The 18,983-nt window shown below is 60.7% G+C and carries 18 protein-coding genes, 2 tRNA genes and 1 other RNA gene; 12 read left to right on the top strand and 9 right to left on the bottom strand.

The features are described from left to right. Positions 1-24 precede the first annotated feature (24 nt). Entirely contained in the window at positions 25-1,032 is a 1,008-nt protein-coding gene (gene gap / locus F7D01_RS14035) for a type I glyceraldehyde-3-phosphate dehydrogenase (RefSeq protein ID WP_215228066.1), read from the bottom strand. A 15-nt stretch (positions 1,033-1,047) separates the two neighbouring features. Further along, positions 1,048-3,021, bottom strand: coding sequence for a transketolase (tkt, locus tag F7D01_RS14030; protein ID WP_215228065.1), 1,974 nt, complete (start codon positions 3,019-3,021; stop codon positions 1,048-1,050). A 197-nt stretch (positions 3,022-3,218) separates the two neighbouring features. On the opposite strand from tkt, the gene F7D01_RS14025 reads away from it, so the two are divergent. The 6 genes from F7D01_RS14025 (at position 3,219) to F7D01_RS14000 (ending at position 5,793) form a co-directional block, all read left to right on the top strand. After that, the gene (locus tag F7D01_RS14025; RefSeq protein WP_215228064.1) at positions 3,219-3,455 is read left to right on the top strand and encodes a hypothetical protein; all 237 of its coding nucleotides are present in this window, start codon (positions 3,219-3,221) and stop codon (positions 3,453-3,455) included. Further along, positions 3,452-3,901: a cell division protein ZapA gene (locus F7D01_RS14020; protein WP_215228063.1), complete on the top strand. Its 450-nt coding sequence runs from the start codon at positions 3,452-3,454 to the stop codon at positions 3,899-3,901. Before F7D01_RS14025 ends, F7D01_RS14020 begins: the two co-directional genes overlap by 4 nt. Positions 3,902-3,934: 33 nt before the next feature. Then, a non-coding RNA gene (gene ssrS / locus F7D01_RS14015) (6S RNA) lies at positions 3,935-4,106 on the top strand. A 51-nt stretch (positions 4,107-4,157) separates the two neighbouring features. Then, entirely contained in the window at positions 4,158-4,745 is a 588-nt protein-coding gene (locus F7D01_RS14010; RefSeq protein WP_251566924.1) for a 5-formyltetrahydrofolate cyclo-ligase, read from the top strand. Then, a complete protein-coding gene (locus tag F7D01_RS14005) occupies positions 4,742-4,957 on the top strand; it encodes a DUF2842 domain-containing protein (protein ID WP_215228062.1) in 216 nt (71 codons plus the stop codon). The genes F7D01_RS14010 and F7D01_RS14005 overlap by 4 nt, the downstream gene beginning before the upstream one ends. Before the next feature lie 53 nt (positions 4,958-5,010). Next, positions 5,011-5,793, top strand: a complete 783-nt coding sequence (locus F7D01_RS14000) for a DNA-formamidopyrimidine glycosylase family protein (protein ID WP_215228061.1) — start codon at positions 5,011-5,013, stop codon at positions 5,791-5,793. Between the two features lie 18 nt (positions 5,794-5,811). Here F7D01_RS14000 and F7D01_RS13995 read toward each other — a convergent pair. After that, a tRNA-Asp gene (locus F7D01_RS13995) sits at positions 5,812-5,888 on the bottom strand. Between the two features lie 173 nt (positions 5,889-6,061). Here F7D01_RS13995 and F7D01_RS13990 point away from each other — a divergent pair. After that, a complete protein-coding gene (locus F7D01_RS13990) occupies positions 6,062-6,502 on the top strand; it encodes a hypothetical protein (RefSeq protein WP_215228060.1) in 441 nt (146 codons plus the stop codon). Between the two features lie 10 nt (positions 6,503-6,512). Here the strand turns inward: F7D01_RS13990 and F7D01_RS13985 are convergent, their stop codons facing one another. The 4 genes from F7D01_RS13985 to F7D01_RS13970 form a co-directional block, all read right to left on the bottom strand. Beyond that, positions 6,513-7,820 (bottom strand): dihydrolipoamide acetyltransferase family protein, encoded by a 1,308-nt coding sequence (locus F7D01_RS13985; RefSeq protein WP_215228059.1) that lies wholly within the window; start codon positions 7,818-7,820, stop codon positions 6,513-6,515. A gap of 6 nt (positions 7,821-7,826) precedes the next feature. Next, positions 7,827-8,894, bottom strand: coding sequence for an alpha-ketoacid dehydrogenase subunit beta (locus F7D01_RS13980; RefSeq protein ID WP_215228058.1), 1,068 nt, complete (start codon positions 8,892-8,894; stop codon positions 7,827-7,829). Beyond that, on the bottom strand, positions 8,891-10,180 hold the full coding sequence (locus F7D01_RS13975) for a 3-methyl-2-oxobutanoate dehydrogenase (2-methylpropanoyl-transferring) subunit alpha (RefSeq protein ID WP_215228057.1): 1,290 nt from the start codon (positions 10,178-10,180) through the stop codon (positions 8,891-8,893). The genes F7D01_RS13980 and F7D01_RS13975 overlap by 4 nt, the downstream gene beginning before the upstream one ends. A gap of 108 nt (positions 10,181-10,288) precedes the next feature. Next, positions 10,289-11,248, bottom strand: coding sequence for a thymidylate synthase (locus tag F7D01_RS13970; RefSeq protein WP_251566921.1), 960 nt, complete (start codon positions 11,246-11,248; stop codon positions 10,289-10,291). 113 nt (positions 11,249-11,361) lie between these two features. Here F7D01_RS13970 and F7D01_RS13965 point away from each other — a divergent pair. From F7D01_RS13965 to F7D01_RS13945, 5 genes are all read left to right on the top strand, one after another. Then, positions 11,362-11,438: transfer RNA gene (locus F7D01_RS13965), tRNA-Pro, on the top strand. An 840-nt stretch (positions 11,439-12,278) separates the two neighbouring features. Continuing rightward, the gene (locus tag F7D01_RS13960) at positions 12,279-13,481 is read left to right on the top strand and encodes a reverse transcriptase domain-containing protein (protein WP_215228056.1); all 1,203 of its coding nucleotides are present in this window, start codon (positions 12,279-12,281) and stop codon (positions 13,479-13,481) included. Positions 13,482-13,795: 314 nt separating this feature from the next. Next, entirely contained in the window at positions 13,796-15,904 is a 2,109-nt protein-coding gene (locus F7D01_RS13955) for a hypothetical protein (protein WP_215228055.1), read from the top strand. Positions 15,905-16,565: 661 nt separating this feature from the next. Then, positions 16,566-16,853: a hypothetical protein gene (locus F7D01_RS13950; RefSeq protein WP_215228054.1), complete on the top strand. Its 288-nt coding sequence runs from the start codon at positions 16,566-16,568 to the stop codon at positions 16,851-16,853. Between the two features lie 54 nt (positions 16,854-16,907). Then, the gene (locus F7D01_RS13945; RefSeq protein WP_215228053.1) at positions 16,908-17,282 is read left to right on the top strand and encodes a lysozyme inhibitor LprI family protein; all 375 of its coding nucleotides are present in this window, start codon (positions 16,908-16,910) and stop codon (positions 17,280-17,282) included. Between the two features lie 34 nt (positions 17,283-17,316). Here F7D01_RS13945 and F7D01_RS13940 read toward each other — a convergent pair whose 3' ends face one another. Next, positions 17,317-18,537, bottom strand: coding sequence for a type II restriction endonuclease (locus tag F7D01_RS13940; RefSeq protein WP_215228052.1), 1,221 nt, complete (start codon positions 18,535-18,537; stop codon positions 17,317-17,319). Beyond that, complete coding sequence (locus F7D01_RS13935) at positions 18,534-18,983, bottom strand: very short patch repair endonuclease (RefSeq protein ID WP_215228051.1); 450 nt, start codon at positions 18,981-18,983, stop codon at positions 18,534-18,536. The genes F7D01_RS13940 and F7D01_RS13935 overlap by 4 nt, the downstream gene beginning before the upstream one ends.

Raw genomic sequence — 18,983 nt, 5'->3', positions numbered from 1 at the left:
TGTCGTCTCCCTAGACGGGCAGGATCAGAGCAGGCCCGCCATCACGCCGGCGGTATCGATCATGCGATTGGAGAAGCCCCACTCGTTGTCGTACCAGCTGACGACCCGCGCCATCTTGCCCTCCAGCACCGCGGTCTCCAGCGAATCCACGGTCGAGCTGGCCGGGTAATGATTGAAGTCAGACGAAACGAGCGGCTGGTCGGTATAATCGAGAACACCCTTCATTGCCCCTTCCGACGCCGCCTTCAGCGCATCGTTCAATTCCTCCGCGCTCGTATCGCGGCCCGGAACGAAGGTAAGATCAACGAGGGAAACGTTGGGCGTGGGCACGCGGACAGAGGAGCCGTCGAGCTTGCCGTTCAGTTCGGGCAGGACCAGACCGACCGCGCGCGCCGCGCCGGTGGTGGTCGGGATGATATTCTGCGCACCGCCACGCGCGCGCCGCATGTCCTTGTGCATCTGATCGAGCATGCGCTGATCGTTGGTGTAGGAGTGGATCGTGGTCATGAAACCGCGCTCGATCCCGACCGTGTCGTTGCACACCTTCGCGATCGGGGCGAGGCAGTTGGTCGTGCAGCTCGCGTTGGAAACGATATCGTCCTCGGCGGTCAGCTTGTCCTGATTGACCCCGAAGACGATGGTCTTCGAGACTCCCTTCGCCGGGGCAGAGATCAGGACCTTCTTCGCTCCCGCCTCGATATGGGGACGCGCCGCTTCGTCGGACTGGAAGAAACCTGTGCATTCCAGGACGATTTCGACACCCATGTTGGCGTGGGGCAATTTTCCCGGTTCGCGCTCGCTCGTGACCGCAATCCGCGTGCCATTGACGACGATCGCATCGCCATCCACCGACACGCTGCCGGGGAAGCGGCCATGCGTGCTGTCGTACTGGAAGAGCAGAGCGTTGGCCTGCGCATCGGCGAGATCGTTGATCGCGACCAGATCCAGATCGTGGTCGTCACGCTCCAGCAGGGCCCGCGCCACCAGGCGACCGATCCGTCCGAAACCGTTGATTGCAACCTTGGTCGCCATACGAAGAGCTCCTGCTTACTTGCTGATCTTGTTCATGATTTGCGGGACGATTTTGTCCGCGGTGAAACCGAAACGGTCGAACAGGTCTTCCGCCGGAGCCGACGCGCCGAAACGGTCGAGCCCGATGGTCAGACCGTCCTGACCAACATAGCGCTCCCACCCCAGCGTGCTCCCCGCCTCGATCGAGACCTTCAGGGCGTCGGCGGGCAACAACTCGGCGCGGTAGCTGGCGTCCTGCGCCTCGAATAGCTCCATGCAAGGCATCGAGACGACATCCGCGCCGATGCCTTCGCTCTCGAGCTGCTCGGCGCATTCCATGGCCAGCGCAACCTCCGAGCCGGTCGCGACGATCACCACTTTCCGCTCGGCCTGAGCGGCATGCAGTCGATACGCGCCCTTTGCCGACAGCATGTCGCCTTCATGCCGCAGTTGCGGCAGGCCTTGGCGGGTGAGGCAAAGTGCCGAGGGCGTTGCCTTGTGCTGCAACGCGAGCTGCCAACACTCGGCCGTCTCGATGATATCCGCAGGGCGGAACACGTTGAGGTTCGGGATCAGGCGCAGGCTCATCACCTGCTCCACCGGCTGGTGCGTCGGTCCGTCCTCGCCCAGTCCGATGCTGTCGTGCGTCAGCACGAAGATAGAGCGCGCCTGTTGCAGCGCGGCGAGCCGGATCGCGTTGCGCGCATAGTCGCTGAAGATCAGGAAGGTGCCGCCATAGGGGATCACCCCGCCATGCAGCGCCATACCGTTGATCGCGGCGGCCATGCCGAATTCGCGAATGCCGTAATAGACGTAGCGTCCGGCGTAATTGTTCTTCGTGAACGGCTCGGTCGAGGCGGTCTTGGTGTTGTTCGACCCAGTCAGATCCGCTGATCCGCCGATGAGGTCGGGGATAGCGGCGGTCAGCACCGACAGCGCCATTTCCGACGCCTTGCGGGTCGCGACCTTCTGATCGGCGGAAAGCCAGCTCGCAAACTCGTCCGCGATACCCTTCCCTTCGGGAAGGTCGCCCGCCATGCGTCGCTCGAACTCGGCGCGATTGGGACTGGCGGTGAGCCGATCGTCCCAGTCAGCATGTTCGGTTGCACGCGCTTTCGCGCCTTCACGCCAATCCGAAAGGATATCGGCAGGCACGTCGAACGCAGGATGGTCCCAGCCCAGTGTTTCCCGTGCCGCCGCAACCTCGTCGTCACCCAGTGGGGAGCCGTGGGTCGCACTGGTGCCCTGCTTGTTCGGCGCGCCCTTGCCGATCACCGTGCGACAGCGCACCAGTACCGGCCTATCCGCCAGCGTCGCTTCGCCCAGGGCACGGCGGATATCGCCGAAGTCGTGGCCCTCGCACTCCAGCGTCGTCCACCCGGCGGCGTGGTAGCGCGCGGGAATATCTTCGCAGGTCGACAGATCGGTGGACCCATCGATGGTGATATTGTTGTCGTCCCACAGCACGACGAGCCGGTTCAACTGGAGATTGCCCGCCAGACCGATCGCCTCGTGGTTGATCCCTTCCATCAGGCAACCATCGCCGGCGACAACCCAAGTGCGATGATCGACCAGTTCGTCGCCGAATACGGCGTTCAGATGCCGCTCCGCCATCGCCATGCCGACCGCCATTGCCAAGCCCTGGCCCAGCGGCCCGGTGGTGCATTCGACGCCGTCGAGCAGGAAGTTCTCGGGATGCCCCGCACACGGGCCACCAAGCTGGCGGAAATTGCGGATGTCGTCGATCGTCGGATGGGCGTAGCCGGACAGGTGAAGCAGGCTGTAGATCAACATGGAACCGTGCCCGGCGGACAGCACGAAACGATCGCGATCGGCCCAGTGCGGGTCCTCGGGATCGTGCTTCAGGAACTCGGTCCACAGCACCGTCGCCACGTCCGCCATGCCCATTGGCATGCCCGGGTGACCGGAATTGGCGGCCTGCACCGCATCCATGGACAGCGCTCGCACTGCGTTGGCCATCTGTTGGAGGCGGGCTGGTTCGTAATTCATGGCGAGGGTATCGTCTCCTTCGCAAACACGCTGCGAATATCGCGCGATTCGTCGGCGGGGACGCCATCGCGGAGCGGCTTCGCGAGGTCAAGGGACCGTGCCGGGTCCGAGAACGTCCCTGCGGTTGGCAACACTTATCAACAGGTCGGACCAAGGCTTTGCCCGCATTGCGAAATCGGTTTAGAAATGACCGTATCATGACGGCGGATCCGATCGAACAGGCAGTCCAGCGGATCGAGCGGGCCTTGGCACGCATCGCGAAGGCCGCCGAGGTCCCTTCGGGCGCCGCGCCCTTCCCGGAGGAGTCCGCGCCAGGGGATGGACAACTCCTCGAGGCACATGAGGCATTGCGCGAACGGCATGAGGGACTGCGCACCCAAGTCGCGGCACAGATCGACCGGCTCGATACGCTCATCGACAGGATGAAAAGTTGAGCGAGATCACACTTTGCATCGGGGGACGCGATTTCTCGCTCACCTGCGCCGCTGGCGAGGAAGAGCATGTTCGCGGGCTGGCACGCCGGATCGAGGGGAAATTCGAGACCCTCTCCCCGCGCTATTCACACAATCTCCTGTTTGCGGCGCTTCGTCTCGCTGACGAATTGAAGGATAACCGCGACACCGAAACCGATAGGGATAACCTGCGCGAACGGATCGCGATGCTGACCGCCGAGGCGGAGGAGTCGAAAAGGGAAATTTCGCGCCTACGAGACACCCTTGCGCGACTGGAAAGCGATAATGAGAATGCGCCGCTTGGCGCGACAGGCGCAGAGCGGCCGCTGGCGTCGACCGGTAGTGACGAGACGCTTCTCCCCGCGCTCGAACGCTTTGCCGAACTATTGGAAGACTGCGCGGACAAACTCGATCCACGAACCGCTTGAGGCCGGCCGTCCCGATCCTTACATAGGATCACGGCGGGACTGCCCGGCACGAGCCGATCGAACATCCCTGAGGCTATAAGCAATCCAAAGGGAGCTGTCCCTGCCCTGGAACACCGGTCCGTCCGGGGAACCGGGGTAAACGGCACCCACCTGACGTTGAGGCGTCAGAGGATTTCCCCGGCAAACGACCCATGGTGGTCCCGCCACTTCCTTGACGACGGACGAACCCCCTGGGGGCGCAAATGGCAGAGGCCCGGTGAAAACACTGACCGAAGAGAAGGCGCGCTTGCGCATCGATCTGCGCGATCTGCAAAAGAAGGCGGCGCGCGCGGTTGCTCCGGCAGAGCGGGCGCTGATCTTCTTTCGCCCGCCCAACCCGTTGATCGAGCTGATACCGGACGGTGCCACGATCGGGTTCTATCATGCGCTCGCCCACGAGGTCCCGGCAAACCGGCTCGCCCGCTGGTTCAAGGAGCAAGGGCATACCATCGCCCTTCCCCGCTTCGCTTCGCGCGACGCGCCCATGCACTTCGCTGCGCATAGCGATCCCTTCGGCGACAGCGATCTGGAAGCTGGTCCGTTCGGCATTTCTCAGCCCGGTTCGGCAGCGGAAGAGGTCGTGCCCGCCGTCGTCTTCGTTCCCCTTCTCGGCTTTACCTCTCGCGGGGACAGGATCGGACAGGGGGCGGGCCATTACGATCGCTGGCTGGCAAGCCATGCCGACGTCCTGCGGATCGGCCTCGCGTGGGATGCGCAGGAGGTCGACGAGATGCCTACGGAGCCCCACGATATTCCGCTCAACGCCGTGCTCACACCGTCGCGCCTGATCGGGCCGTTCGCATGAGGCGCGAGCCCAGCTGGCGCATTCCCGTCGGGATCATAGGCCTGCTGATCGGGCTGACCGTCTATGCTTTGCTCGTTGCACGGCTGGTCCCGGACTGGATCGGGGAATGGCCGGTGCTCGTACAAACAATCGTCTACCTGATCCTCGGCACCATGTGGCTTCTGCCCCTGCGCCGGTTTCTCATCTGGATGGAAACGCCGCCGGGTCGCTAGCCCGCGCGGAACGGCGGCGGAGAACTTCGCGTTGATGCGGGAAGGAGAACCGCATGCCCGAACTACCCGAATCCGACGCCATGCGGCTCGTTATTGAGCGGGAGTGCCTGAACCGAACAATCGAGGCGGCGGAACTCGGCAGCAATACAAGCTATATCAAGCTCCCCGGAAGCAACGAACGCGCTCGTCTGGTCGGGCATCAGTTCACCCGGACCGACCGGCACGGGAAATTCATCTTCGCCGGTTCCAAGACCGGCCCCTGGATGGTCGTCCATCTGGGGATGACCGGCAAACTGATCGCCTTCGACGCGCCTGACGAAGCACCCGACCACACGAAGTTCCTGATCAGGTTCGAAGGCGATCGGCGGTTGGCGTTTCGCTGTCCGCGCAAGCTGGGCCGGGTCGAGATCGTCGACGATCCGGAAAGCTTCATCGCCGAAGGCGGCTACGGGCCCGACGCGCTGGAGATTTCCCACCAGGACTTCGTGGAGCGGATCGGCGGTACGAATGGCGCGATCAAGTCGGCGCTGATGAGCCAGAAGAAGCTCGCCGGGATCGGAAACCTCTGGTCGGACGAGATCGATTACCGTCTCGGCCTCGATCCGGAACGGACGGCCCATGAGCTGGGCGAGGATTGCCTCTCACGCGCCTACGACGCGATGCGCGATATCCTGCGGGCGGTGCTCGATACGGAGGCGACCTATTCGAAACTTCCGAAGGACTGGCTAGTGCGCAATCGCAAAAAAGGCGCCGATTGTCCGAAATGCGGCGGAACGATCGCAGCCAGGAAGGTTGGCGGGCGAACGGCCTATTACTGCCCGTCGCATCAGGAATAATGCCATTTCCGAAAGAAATGGCGCGAGTGACGGGACTTGAACCCGCGACCTCCGGCGTGACAGGCCGGCGCTCTAACCAACTGAGCTACACCCGCGCAAATCGCAGCGGCGCTGCGTGGGAGCGGCGCAGTTAGGGCAGCACCGATGGGCTGTCAATGGCCCCTATCGCACAATTTCTACGCAGAGCCCGGACCTTCCTCGTTAACCATAATTTCGCACCTGGCTGGCACGTCTGGCTCGCAGTTTGAAAGGTGATGGGGGAACCGACATGCGTCTTGCATTGCTTGCTGCCGCGCTTGCGATTGGTGTCCCGACCCATGCCAGCGAAGCGGTTCGCATCGATCGTTCTGTGTTTATCGAACGGGTTCAGCATAGCGAAGGTCGCACCGTGTGCACGCTCGCCCCTGCAGAGAGCTTGTCCCGCGGGGATCGTGTGGTGCTGATGCTGAACTGGTATGCGCCGACAGCTTCCAACATAGGTTTCGTGGTCTCGAGCCGCGTACCGGAGCGTCTGGCATTCGAGCGGGTCGGTTCTGCCGCGTATCAGGTATCGGTCGACGGGGGTCGCACCTGGGGGCCCCTGTCGACGCGACGTCTCGGCACGAGGCGCGCCAATGAAAGCGACGTAACGGACGTGCGCTGGATCATATCCCGCGAAGACGCGGCGCGCGGGCGCGGAATGCTGACCTACAGCGCGCAGGTACGCTGACCGGCCGCCATCAGTTCGAGACGATCAGGACCGGCGTTTCGATAAGCTTCTTGAGCGCCTGAACGAAGCTCGCCGCATCCCAGCCATCCACCACGCGATGGTCGCAGCTGATCGAGATGTTCATCAGCTTGCGTTTCTCGATCCGCTCGCCACCCTGCCCATCGGGCACGAACATCGGCCGTTCGACGATTTTGTTGGGCCCGATGATTGCGACCTCCGGACGGTTGATCACCGGCGTCGTCGCGATGCCGCCCAAAGGCCCGAGCGAAGTGACGGTCAGCGTGCCGCCTGACAGCTCCTCCGACTTCGCCGTGCCATCGCGCGCCGCGTCCGCAAGGCGCGAAATCTCGCGCGCGAGTTGCCAGACATTCTTCGCATGCGCATCCTCGATCACCGGCACCATGAGGCCGGCGTCGGTTTGCGCCGCCATTCCCATATGGACCGCGCCGTGGCGCGTCACCACGCCCGCCTCGTCGTCGTAACGGGCATTAATCATGGGGAAATCTGGCAACGTCTTGCAAATTGCGGTGATCAGCAGCGGCAGGATCGTCAGCTTGGGTTTGTCCCCGCGGCTGTCGTTGAGCTGCGCGCGCATTTCCTCGAGCGCGGTCACGTCCACTTCCTCGACATAGGAGAAATGCGGTATCGCCCGCTTCGATGCCGCCATGTTCTGCGCAATCCGCTTGCGCATGCCGATGACTTTTATGGTTTCGTCGCTACGGGTTGCCGCCGCGCCGCCATAGCCCGAATTGTAGCTGAGAAATTGGTCGAGGTCGCCATGGCGCAGGCGGCCATCTTCCGCGGGCCTAACCTGCGCCAGGTCGATGCCCAGGTCTTTCGCGCGCTTGCGCACTGCCGGACTGGCGAGAACCTTGGCCTTCTCGTTCGGGGCGGGCGCAGGGGTCGGCTTGGGCGATGGTACCGGCTCCGGATCGGCATCGATTGCGTCGTCCGCGTCGCTGGCGTCCGAAGTCTCGACCTCGATCCGCTCTTCGACCTCCTCGTCCTTCGGGGCCGGTGCCGGCGCGCTCTCATGCGCAGCATCGTTCTCCTGAACAACTTCTTCCGAAACTTCGCCCTCGGTAGCGATCACTACCAGCATCGATCCGACCGAGATGGTGTCACCGACCTCGCCCGCGACTTCCTTGACCGTGCCTGAGACCGGGCTTTCAATGTCGATCGTCGCCTTGTCGGTCATCACGTCGACGAGGTGCTGATCTTCCTCGACCGTATCGCCGACCTTGACGTGCCATTCGACGACCTCCGCCTCGGCCACGCCCTCGCCCACGTCGGGCATCTTGAAGGTGAAATCTGCCATGCCGGATCAATCCTGAAGAAGTTTGTCGATGGCCTCGCCAATGCGGATAGGGCCGGGGAAATACGCCCATTCGAGGCTGTGGGGATAGGGGGTGTCGAAGCCGGTCACGCGCTCGATCGGGGCCTCGAGATGATAGAAGCAGCGCTCCTGCACCAGCGCCGAAAGCTCAGCACCGAAGCCAGAGGTGCGCGTCGCCTCGTGCACGATCATGCAGCGCCCGGTCTTCTTTACAGAAGCCTCGATCGTCTCGATGTCCAGCGGTACCAGCGTTCGCAGATCGATGATCTCTGCATCGACGCCCTTTTCGCGGCACACGCCTTCGGCGACGTGGCACATGGTGCCGTAGGAAAGCACGGTCATCGCCTCGCCTTCGCGCACGATGCGCGCCTGGCCGAGCGGGATACGGTAATATCCCTCGGGCACCAGGCTCTGCGGATGTTTCTTCCACGGCTGCACCGGCCGGTCGTAGAACCCGTCGAAGGGGCCGTTGTAAATCCGCTTCGGCTCGAAGAAGATGACGGGATCGTTGTCCTCGATCGCGGCGATGAGCAGACCCTTGGCGTCGTAAGGCGTCGAGGGGATCACAGTCTTGAGGCCCGACACATGCGTGAACAGGCTCTCCGGGCTCTGGCTATGCGTCTGCCCGCCGAAAATACCGCCACCGAACGGGCTGCGTACGGTCATCGGCGCAATGAACTCCGCCGCCGAGCGATAGCGCAACCGCGCCGCCTCGCTGATGAGCTGGTCGAGGCCGGGATAGATATAGTCCGCAAACTGGATTTCCGGCACCGGGCGCAGGCCGTAGGCACCCATGCCAACCGCCACGCCGATGATCCCGCATTCGGAAATCGGCGTGTCGAACACGCGGGTCTTGCCGAATTTCTCCTGTAGCCCCGCTGTGCAGCGGAACACGCCGCCGAAATAGCCAACATCTTCCCCCATTACGATCACGTCGGGGTCGCGATCTAGCATGATACTCAAAGCGTCGTTGATCGCCTCGATCATGTTGAGGCGGCGTTCGGTCTCGCCCTCGCCCGGCGCGGACGCCTGCGTTTTCTCGATGCTCTCGCTCATGCCTCAGGAAGCCCTTCGGGAAACTTGGTCTTGCGCTCGTGGATCGCCTGCTCCGCCTGCTCCTTCAGATGCCAGGGTAGGTCCTCGTACACATCTTCGAACATCGTGCGGAAGGGATGGTGAAGGCCGTGGCCGAGAATGCCGTTCTTCTCCGCCTCCTTCGTCGCCTTCTTCACCCGGTCCATGCAATCGGCATCGAGCGCCTCCTGCCGTTCCTCATCCCATTCGCCCAACGCGATGAGATGCTTCTTGAGCCGCATGATCGGATCGCCCAGCGGCCATTCCTCTCGTTCCTGCGCGCTTCGATAGCCGCTCGGATCGTCGGACGTCGAATGCCCTTCCGCGCGGTAGGTGAAGTGTTCGATCAGCGTCGGCCCGGCATTGGAACGTGCCCGGTTCGCCGCCCAGCGCTCTGCCGCGAAGACCGCGAGCGGATCGTTTCCGTCGACGCGCAGGCCCGCAAGGCCGTAGCCGAGCGCGCGGGCGGCAAAGGTCGTCCGTTCGGCACCGGCAAAGCCCGAGAAGCTCGAGATCGCCCACTGGTTGTTAATCACGTTCAGGATGACCGGCGCGTTGTAGACGGTCGCGAACGTGCAGGCGGAGTGAAAGTCCCCTTCCGCCGTGCTGCCCTCGCCCACCCAGGTTGCGGCAATACGGCTGTCGCCCTTGATCGCGCTCGCCATCGCCCAGCCCACCGCCTGCGGGGTCTGCGTGGCGAGGTTGCCCGAAATCGAGAAGAAGCTCTTCTCCCGGCTCGAATACATGATAGGGAGCTGGCGCCCCTTCAGCTTGTCCGCCTTGTTCGAGTAGATCTGGTTGATCATCTCGATAATCGGATAGCCGCGCGCGATCAGGACACCCTGCTGGCGATAGCTGGGGAAGACCATGTCGTCGCTCGCCAGCGCCATTGCGGCAGCGACGCTCGTCGCCTCCTCGCCCGTGCACTTCATGTAGAAGCTGGTCTTGCCCTGCCGTTGCCCACGAAACATCCGCTCATCGAAGGCGCGGGTGAGTGCGAAGTGCCCGAGCATGGTGCGCAGCGTCTCGGGGTCGAGCTTCGGATCCCAAGGGCCGTGCGCCTCGTCGTCATCACCAAGGACGCGGATCAGGTCATGGCAGAGGGGCGCGGTGTCCTGTGCCGCGCAGGCCTCGTCCGGCCGCGGTTGCTCGCCCGGTTCGGTGACACCGATATCGCTGAAGTCCACCGTGTCGCCAGGACGGAATTTCGGTTCCGGCACGTGCAACGACAGTTTCGGCTTGTTGTGACCTTGCGGCCGGTCGGCCATGGTTCTCTCCCAGCGGTGACCCGGCGGAGCGGCCGGGCCATTTGGCAATCCTATTCTTTCACTTGCGCGAAGCAATATTGCGCGCATGGCGGGCGGTCAAGTCGGCCCTCATACCGCGACCGGTGCCTTCAACGGCCCGAGCGGCTCATACTCGTGAACTGCGAAATCCTCGATCACGTAATCGAAAATCGACTCCGGCCGTCTGGTAATTTCAAGTCGCGGGTAGCCCCGGGGTTCCCGTGTGAGCTGCTCCTCAATCAATTCGGAGTGGTTGAGGTACAGATGCGTGTCGCCTCCCATCCAGACGAGTTCGCCCGGCATCAGGTCGGTCTGCTGCGCGATCATGCGCTGCAGCAGCGCCGCCGACCACAGGTTGAACGGCAAGCCCAGGGCAACGTCGCAACTGCGCTGATAAAGTGCGCAATTAAGCCGAGCGTCATGCCCCTGGCCCGATACGTGGAACTGATAGGTCTTGTGACAGGGCGGCAGTGCCATCCGGTCGAGCTCCGCGACGTTCCATCCCTCGATGATATGACGTCGACTGCCGGGATTGTTCCTCAGGCTATCGACGACCTGCGCGACCTGATTGATGCCCTCGCCCGGTTCGTAAAGTCCATCGGGGCGGTAGCGCCAGGTCGGCCAATCGACCCACTGCTTGCCATAAACAGGGCCTAGGTCACCCCAGCGCGCAGCAAATTCCTCGTCCTCCGCAATTCGCGTCACGAACTCGTCGAGAGTGATCGTATCGCCTGTTTCCCGTACATAGCGCGCATGCGGCCACTCGTTCCAAATCTTCACCCCTTGAAGCACGAGCGGCCGGATATTGGTCTCTCCGGTCAGGAACCACAGCATCTCGCGCGTCGCCGTCTTCCAATAGACCCGCTTGGTGGTCAGCAGCGGCATTGCTCCATCGGCCAGATCGAAGCGGAGCATCGTGCCGAAGACCGAGCGGGTCCCGACCCCGGTGCGATCCATTCGCTCGTCCCCTTCCTGCCAGATACGGCGCATAAGCTCGAGATATTGCCATTCGGGATGAGGGGAATCGCCCGGCGGCGTGAAGTTGGTCATACCTCACCGGGTAGCCCCCAAATTGTCCGCTTGCCACCCCGCCGATGCCCTCCTATAGGGCGCGCCTTGCCTCGACCCGCGCAGGCTTTCAGCCGATGCGGGACCGACACGGTCGGGGAGTAGCTCAGCCTGGTAGAGCACTGTCTTCGGGAGGCAGGGGCCGGAGGTTCGAATCCTCTCTCCCCGACCAATGATTTCAAGCACTTACGTGTGATACCCGAGAATTTTCTTGGGTGAATTTTGGGTGCAGATCGGACGTTTGCGATCTACTCCGCATGTTGGACGACATGCATGAAAGCCTCAAAATCAGTAGGTTAAGTCCGAGCACTGCCTTGCTCCTGCGTATGAGACAGTGGCTAGCCATCGCATTTTGGACTTCGTGACATCTTCCTAGATCTTCGGGGACAAATCAGGTTGGGCCTTTTGTTCCCCGCTCGTTCTCGCTATAGCGAGAACGCTGACTTGTCTCTCAATCTCGCCTGGCCATGCGATGGTGCAGGTCCGAGAAGCGGGGATCATGGATGGGCGGTAAGCCTGTCCGTGTCGGTCGAGGGTTCGGCAACATCGTTGCCCGGGCCTGCGACTGAAGAACGCCCGCACGCCCCGGTTGATATGTGCGAGACTGGTGTCCCGTGTGAAACGGCCTGCCGATCAGTCTCCGAACATAAATGTCGGACGGGGCGCCGAGCCGTGCAAGGGGTTGACGCGCTGAAAAAGCTGCTACGCTTTTCGGGGGTCATTCTAAATCGCGCGGTCGCGGAGTTTCAGCGACGCGACATGGAGTCTCGATGATGTGCTTTCTGATCGCTTCGCTCATGTCTCTCAATCTCGCCTGGCCATGCGATGGTGCAGGTCCGAGAAGCGGGGATCATGGATGGGCGGTAAGCCTGTCCGTGTCGGTCGAGGGTTCGGCAACATCGTTGCCCGGGCCTGCGACTGAAGAACAAATCTGGCCGGGGTGATCTTTGTCGGCAGGTCCCAAGCTAGGTTTGATGCGGGCATGAAGGATTTGTGCCTAGAAGTTCGTCGCATGGAGAACCTGATCGGCGCTTGGCACGCGATTCGGCGAAATGCAGAGACCTCCCAGCAGCCTTTAACGAAACGCAGGGCTCGCGAGTTCGGAGAATATCTCCCGGCTAACCTTCGCAAGATCCAGCGACAGCTCTTAGAAGGCTATAAGTTTTCAAAAGCACACGGTGCGCTTCCGCCGAAAGGTCCTCATAAGACGGGCAAACGGCCAATAGTCGTTGCCCCACTTCCTGATCGGATCGTTCAAAGAGCGATTTTGGATGTCTTGCAGGCTACGACATCGTCGACAGGAATACAGCGCGTCTTAGCAACCCCCACTTCTATCGGCGGCATTCCAGGTCGAGGCGTCGATGCTGCAATAAGAATCTTTCAAGAGCGCGTAGAGGCTGGGGACTGCTACGTAGCCGGAAGTGACATCAAAGGCTTTTTCACCAAAATTTCTCGCGAGGATGTTATCGCTTTCCTAAGGAGAGACGGACTTGACGAGCCATTCGTGCAGCTCGTGGCCAAAGCTCTTGCGGTCGAACTGAAGAATGCCGACCAGTTGGCGCCCGACGATCTCAAACTCTTTCCTACCGGCCGTGACGGCGTGGCCCAAGGATGTCCGTTGTCGGCACTGGCAGGCAACATTGTTCTTGAACAATTCGATAGGGAGATGAACGGTAGGGGTATTACCTGTATTAGATATATCGACGACTTCCTATTGATCGGTAGGTCCCAGTCTTCCGTATTAAAAGCCTTGGCCTCTGCGAGTAAAATTTTGCGAGGTCTTGGCATGGACATTTACAATCCCGCACATGATCCGGGCAAGGCGTTTGCGGGCGTGGTCGGCGAACCTCATTCTTTCTTGGGCTACGATCTTATTCCTGGTGAATACCCGCCATCAGCAAAATCGTGTAAAAGACTGCTTGATCAAATTCGTCTTCTAATCAGCGCGGGAAAGCGATCGATTGCCAAATCAATGAGAGGTGAGGAGCTACGCTCGAACGAGCGATGTTATGCGCAGACGTTGGTAGCGATCGACAATACCCTGATGGGTTGGCGCGCATCATTTTCGTGTTCCAACGCGCCTCAAAAATTTTCGGAATTGGACAGTCAGGTCGATCGCGAGCTGCACGACTTCAGACGGTATTTCCTCGAAAAAATGGCTGCGGGTGACGGACGGATGAGGCGTCGCGCAACTCGCGTTTCATTGTTAGCTTAGACATGGTGATTGACACGCATGCAATGCAATCAGAGGTGCTCTCCGCCGCGTAATTTCTTGGGTGAAACTTGGGTGAATTGACCCTCAATTGCCCAATTTTACGCGCACTTTCGGCACTTTTGCCGACCCAACGAGCGCAGAAATGCGTGTGTTTGTGACCACGCATAAATTTCGGGAGGCAGGGGCCGGAGGTTCGAATCCTCTCTCCCCGACCAATTAACGCTAAGTCATTGAAAACACGCGGTCCGCTCGGCGGTTGGGCAGGTTTGTCCCCAAACCTGTCCCCATCGCTGTTCCCATGGGGAGCGCATTCGATGACGACTACCAATCTTCGCCTTCGCGGTGGATCCTATCACTGGCGCCGCAAATTCACCCTTGCCGGAACACCCGTTTCTGTTTCGTTCTCACTTTGCACTGGCAACTATAGAACTGCGTGTGATATTATGGCTCGTCTGGAGGTTCAGGCGAGGAACTTAGTCATGTCGTATGATAGTGTTGGATTAGCGATCCGTCCTGATCAAATGAAGGGTGTGTTCAAGGACGCGCTGCGAGTCCAATTGAACCGTATCTTGACAGATCAGATCGGAGGAGGCGGCGATCCGGCCGAGGACACGCGCGTTAATCGAGTCTTCGCGGAATTCTGGGACATCCGCGCCCGTCGCGGAATTGATGCCGATTTTAGTCCAGATCACTTCGACGATCTCCTAGCGCAAGGCTGGTCTGCGAACGATGCATCGTGCGTCGCAATGTTGTGCCATGAGCGCCGGGGACAGATCGAAGTATCGAAGCGTCAAATCGACGATTACGCCTCCAGCTTCGGAATTACCCCGACTCGCTCAAACCTCGAAAAGCTGCAGCGCCTGATCTATGAGGCGCGAGCGGCTGCTTGCCGGGAGGCTTCACGACAATTGCCGGATAGCGGGTTCGATTTCCGAGATTGGATTGACGAGGCAATTCGAGACGATTCCCCCCTCGCCTATGAGATACGCAAACCTGCAATCAGTGAACCAGATGAGCAAGAGACTTACGATGAGGCGCATGCTGCTGAGTCGACAGCGACTGCGCCCGAACCGGTTGAAACATCCGCTTTTTATGAAAAGGCCGGTAGAGAGCCGCAAAAAGAATACGCCCAAAAAGCTTCGCCCAAAACAGCTGATTTCGCTGCCGAAACCAAGGCTCCTGCTCAGCGCTCAAAGGCCGAGGTTGCCAATACCAAGCTGCTGAAAACAGCCGCGGAAGATTGCATCGCGGCGGCTTTATACGAAGATGGCTGGAGCCCGGACACCATCAAGCAGGTTCGGACAGCTATCGCGATGTTCGACTTCGCTGCCGGCGGGAACATCAAGATTGAAGACATCGATCAAGAAAGTGTAGTGGAATTCAAGGCGTTATGCCGGGCTCTACCTAATCGTTGGGGTCGCACCGCTGCCGAACGCGCGCATGGCTTCCCAGCCAGTTTAGAGCGGGCGAAAGAAATGCCCGCGTCCGAAGTCGGTATCAGCCAGAAAACGATGAACAAGCATCTGACCTGGATTGGGAAGGTCATCGAATTTAGCGCAAGCGCGGAGGGCGGTCGCCATAAGACAGCGGAGCCTCTCAATTTCAAATTGGCCCGCAAAACGCTGACGAAGAATGGCGGGCGGAAAGCGAAGCGCAAGCGCGATCTGCGGGCGAATTGGACCAAGGAAGAGGTTCGCCACATCCTGTCCGCTCCGATTTGGTCCGGTTCATCAAGCCTGGACGATCGCCTGAGCGCCGGCGACCAGATCTTTCACGACGCCTGGTATTACCTACCAATAATGCTGCCGCTCTATGGTGGCCGGAGTTCAGAACTCGCCGGACTGCCGCTGGCGGACGTGCATGAAGATGATCCGATCCCATATATGCAGATCGATTACACTGAGGATCGCGAACTGAAAAATGTTCAGTCCATCCGCAAGCTTCCCATCCATCCTGAACTTATTCGCCTTGGCTTCATCGATTATGTCCGTGCGATGCGTGACCTCGGTCACACATATCTGTTTCCGGAAATGAAGGCTCCGAAAGCCACAAGCTTTGCCGACACCTTTAGGAAGTCAGTATTCGAAAAGCTGCGCGCGTGGGCGTTTCCAGAGGGCACCGAATGGCGCCACCGAAACAAGGGGGCCTGGATCGACAAAAATGTTCACAGCTACCGGGGTCTGTGCACCACGATCCTGAAAGGGAAAGTCGCCGACAGTGTCCGATATGACATCATCGGACATGAAGGACAGACTGAGACTGAGCAGACCTATGATGAAGAGGCCGAATTGGAGGATAAACTCGCCGCCCTCCAGCATCTTTCGTTTCTGACCGCGCATATCGAACCAAGACAGTTGCGGTTGCGTCCTCTGGATCGCCAGCGCCACGGTGCACGCAGAGGAAGGCCGAAGATCGTAGCCTGAGGGTCAAGGGCTCGGCCGATTGTTGATCGTCCTCTTCAGGTGACGAATCGGTAAAGCTGCCGTCGAGCAGCTGACTCTTAATCAGCGGGTCCTAGGTTCGAGCCCTAGTGCGTCCACCACCTTTCCCCTTGATATAGCGTCGGTTTTGACCGTCGCCTCTCATTTGCGGGGGTGCAATCCTTTAGCTGATTTCATCCGATGTTTACCGAGGAGAGGGTTGCGCCAGTGCACCCCCTAAGGCTGCGTCATGAAGCGATTCTCGCTATGCAAAGAGAACGAAAATGGTTGCCCGCTGCCGGCGGAACCTGGGTAGCGATATACGAGGCTGGTTTGCTTGCCGATATTGGCAGGGAATCCATGCGATGCCGGAGGACGGATCTCGGTCACTCCGTGACCATCTCTCTGGCTGGTCGCGCTGTCCTGCTATCCGATACCGGCATAGCGAGCCGTCACGCCGACGGTCTCGAGATCCGATATTTGAATCGACGGGGTCAGCCCTTCGCATCCTGCCGACCGATATACATCGATGATGTCTACGATCTTCTCAGCACGGCCGCGCTTCGGTGGCCGCAACGGGCTGATGAGTTGGTGGACTACATTTCAAGCGTGCTCGGTCCCATTGCTGCCATGGGCTTCGCAGCCGCCACTAGCGGACGGGAGAATGGATGAGCGCCATGGCGCTATGGAAGATGACGAGAAGAAAACCGATTTCGATGCCTGCCTGATGGGCTGGTCCCTATGCGATCTGCGCAACGAGAAGGGCGACATATGGCCCGTGATCCTAGCCGAGGTCTGGGACGACAAGCGCGGCCGCTGGGATAACGGCACTCGGATCCGAACGGGCGTAATCAGATCGATGCCGGTGCCGCCGCTGCAGTTCGGCGATATCGTCGAGACAAAGACCTCGTCCTACATTCTCGGAAGACCGAGCGACACCACGATCCAGTAGCGTCCGCCCTCGCCTGCTGCTACTCGCCGATCACGATAGACGAGGGAACCGCCGATGCTGCTTCACGCTCTGACTATGGCCGCTGCCGCGCTCGGACAGGCAGACGCCCCGGCCGATGACGCCGATGGCGAATTGAACCGCTACTACGCTGCTGCCATGGAACGCCTCGCGGAACAGGGTGAGGACTCCGCGAAGGCACGCACCGAGCTGCGGGACGCGCAGCGCGCCTGGATCAAATACCGGGACGCCGAGTGCGGTGCGGTCTTCACGAACTGGTATCCGGGCTCGATCGCTCGCACGATGGCCGCCGACTGCTCCGATCGCCTGACGCGGGCGCGGACGCACGCGATATGGGCCCATTGGCTCACCTTCGTGGACTCCACGCCACCTATCCTGCCGGAGCCGCAGCAGGACCGCAGTGCTTCGTAAACCCATATCGTCGGGATGGAATTCGCGTCGAACTTTACAACCCGGCGGCATCCTGCCGCTCGCGAACGATATCGACCAGCTGGTTTACGGACATGAGCCAATCCTGCTGCTTAGTCGAATAGGTCTGATGTAGCCGCCGTGGAAGCACGAGCTGCAGACGACGCTGCTGCATCTCATCGGTTTGAGCTCCGCTGATGGACGGCTCCAGAGTTAGTAGGTGCTTGTCGTCGATGCGGTCGGCTTCGGCCAGAACCTGTCGCCAGCGATCCTTGCAGCTCGACTTCACTCCCAGCATCGTAAGGAGCTCCACCGGAAAAGTCGGGTCGGCATAGGCGGAGGTCCCGGGAAACAGGAAGTCCGGTTTCGCCTTTCCCTCGGTGACAGGCGTCCGATCGGCCCGGAGCTGCAGCCGTCCGAAGAGCCATTCGAGATGGTTCTCCAGCGCCGACCCAGCCCGCGACTTGCGCCTGTTCTGGACCGACAAGCTGAACTTGATGAAGTCGTCCACTTCGTCGAACCCGGCTTGCAGGCGGTCACCGATCAGATGCCGCTCCAAGGTTCGGAAAAGGATCTCCTCCCTTTCCATCAGCACGATGACCGCTTCGTCAGGATCGGCCGCTAAATCGATATCGCCGAGGGTCTCCCGCGCATAGGATGAGAAATCGCGCGTGCTCGGAAACTTTCCGTCGAACCTATCGAGCATCGCCTCTAGGAAGCTAGGCGCCTCTTCCTCGATCTCGACACCGAGCTGTTCGAGAATGTAGCGCGAGGCGAATTCCAGCCGCGTCTGGTCGGCCTCAATCTCACCTTTTACCGAGAAGCCCGGATGCAGGAGATCGTTCGCGCCGAATAACCATAGGAGCTGTTGCTCGATGGTCGACCCACCCTCGGCGATGATGGCCATCAGGGTGTCATCAGGCCGGACGCCGATGATCAGCAGGTCGCCTTCGGCTGCATTGTCCGTGACGACGTTGTCCGGGAAATAGAGCCTGTATTCGGCTGAGCGATGCGGCTGCTTTCGGCGCGTGTCATACCAACTGAGCCATCGGACCTCTTGCAGAGGCTCAGGATCGTCGTCGTTCAGGTAGATGAAGGTTGTGGGGATCTCGTTGCGATCGTCATCGCCGAGGATGGCCCTCAGTTTGCCCACGCCGCCGAACTCGTGCTGGTGCGACCGGTGTGCCTCGGCATCTACGGCGGATAGCGGCTTCCATGCGACATGCTGGAAGTATTCCGACAGCGATCCGCTCTTCATCCGCGAATTTCGATCATGTTGCCATCTCCCCGGATCCAGTCTTCGAGTCGATCCGCAACCCGGGTTAGACCTTCAACTCCCCGGCCACGCAAGGCGCATTCCCATACGATCGCTACGCGCCAACTGGACCGCAGCAAGGCTTCCGTGTTCTTCCGATCCCGCGCGACATTCGCATCCAGCTTCGAACGCCAGAAGTCAGGCCTGGTCGCCGGAATGCGGCACAGGCCGCAATCGTGTGCATGCCAGAAGCAGCCATGAACGAAGACCACGGCATTCCATCGTGCCAAGACGATGTCGGGACGGCCGGGAAGCGATCGCACGTCGGTCCGGTAACGGAAACCCCGGGCGTGGAGAGCCTTCCGGACCGCGACCTCGATCTTGGTATCCTTGCCTCGGATACCCGCCATCATCCGGCTGCGCGTCGCCTTGTCGACGACGTCGGCCAC

Source organism: Erythrobacter sp. 3-20A1M, assembly GCF_018636735.1.
GTDB lineage: Bacteria > Pseudomonadota > Alphaproteobacteria > Sphingomonadales > Sphingomonadaceae > Alteriqipengyuania.
The sequence above is the reverse complement of the archived record's forward strand: the minus strand, read 5'-3'. Positions and strand labels throughout refer to the sequence as shown.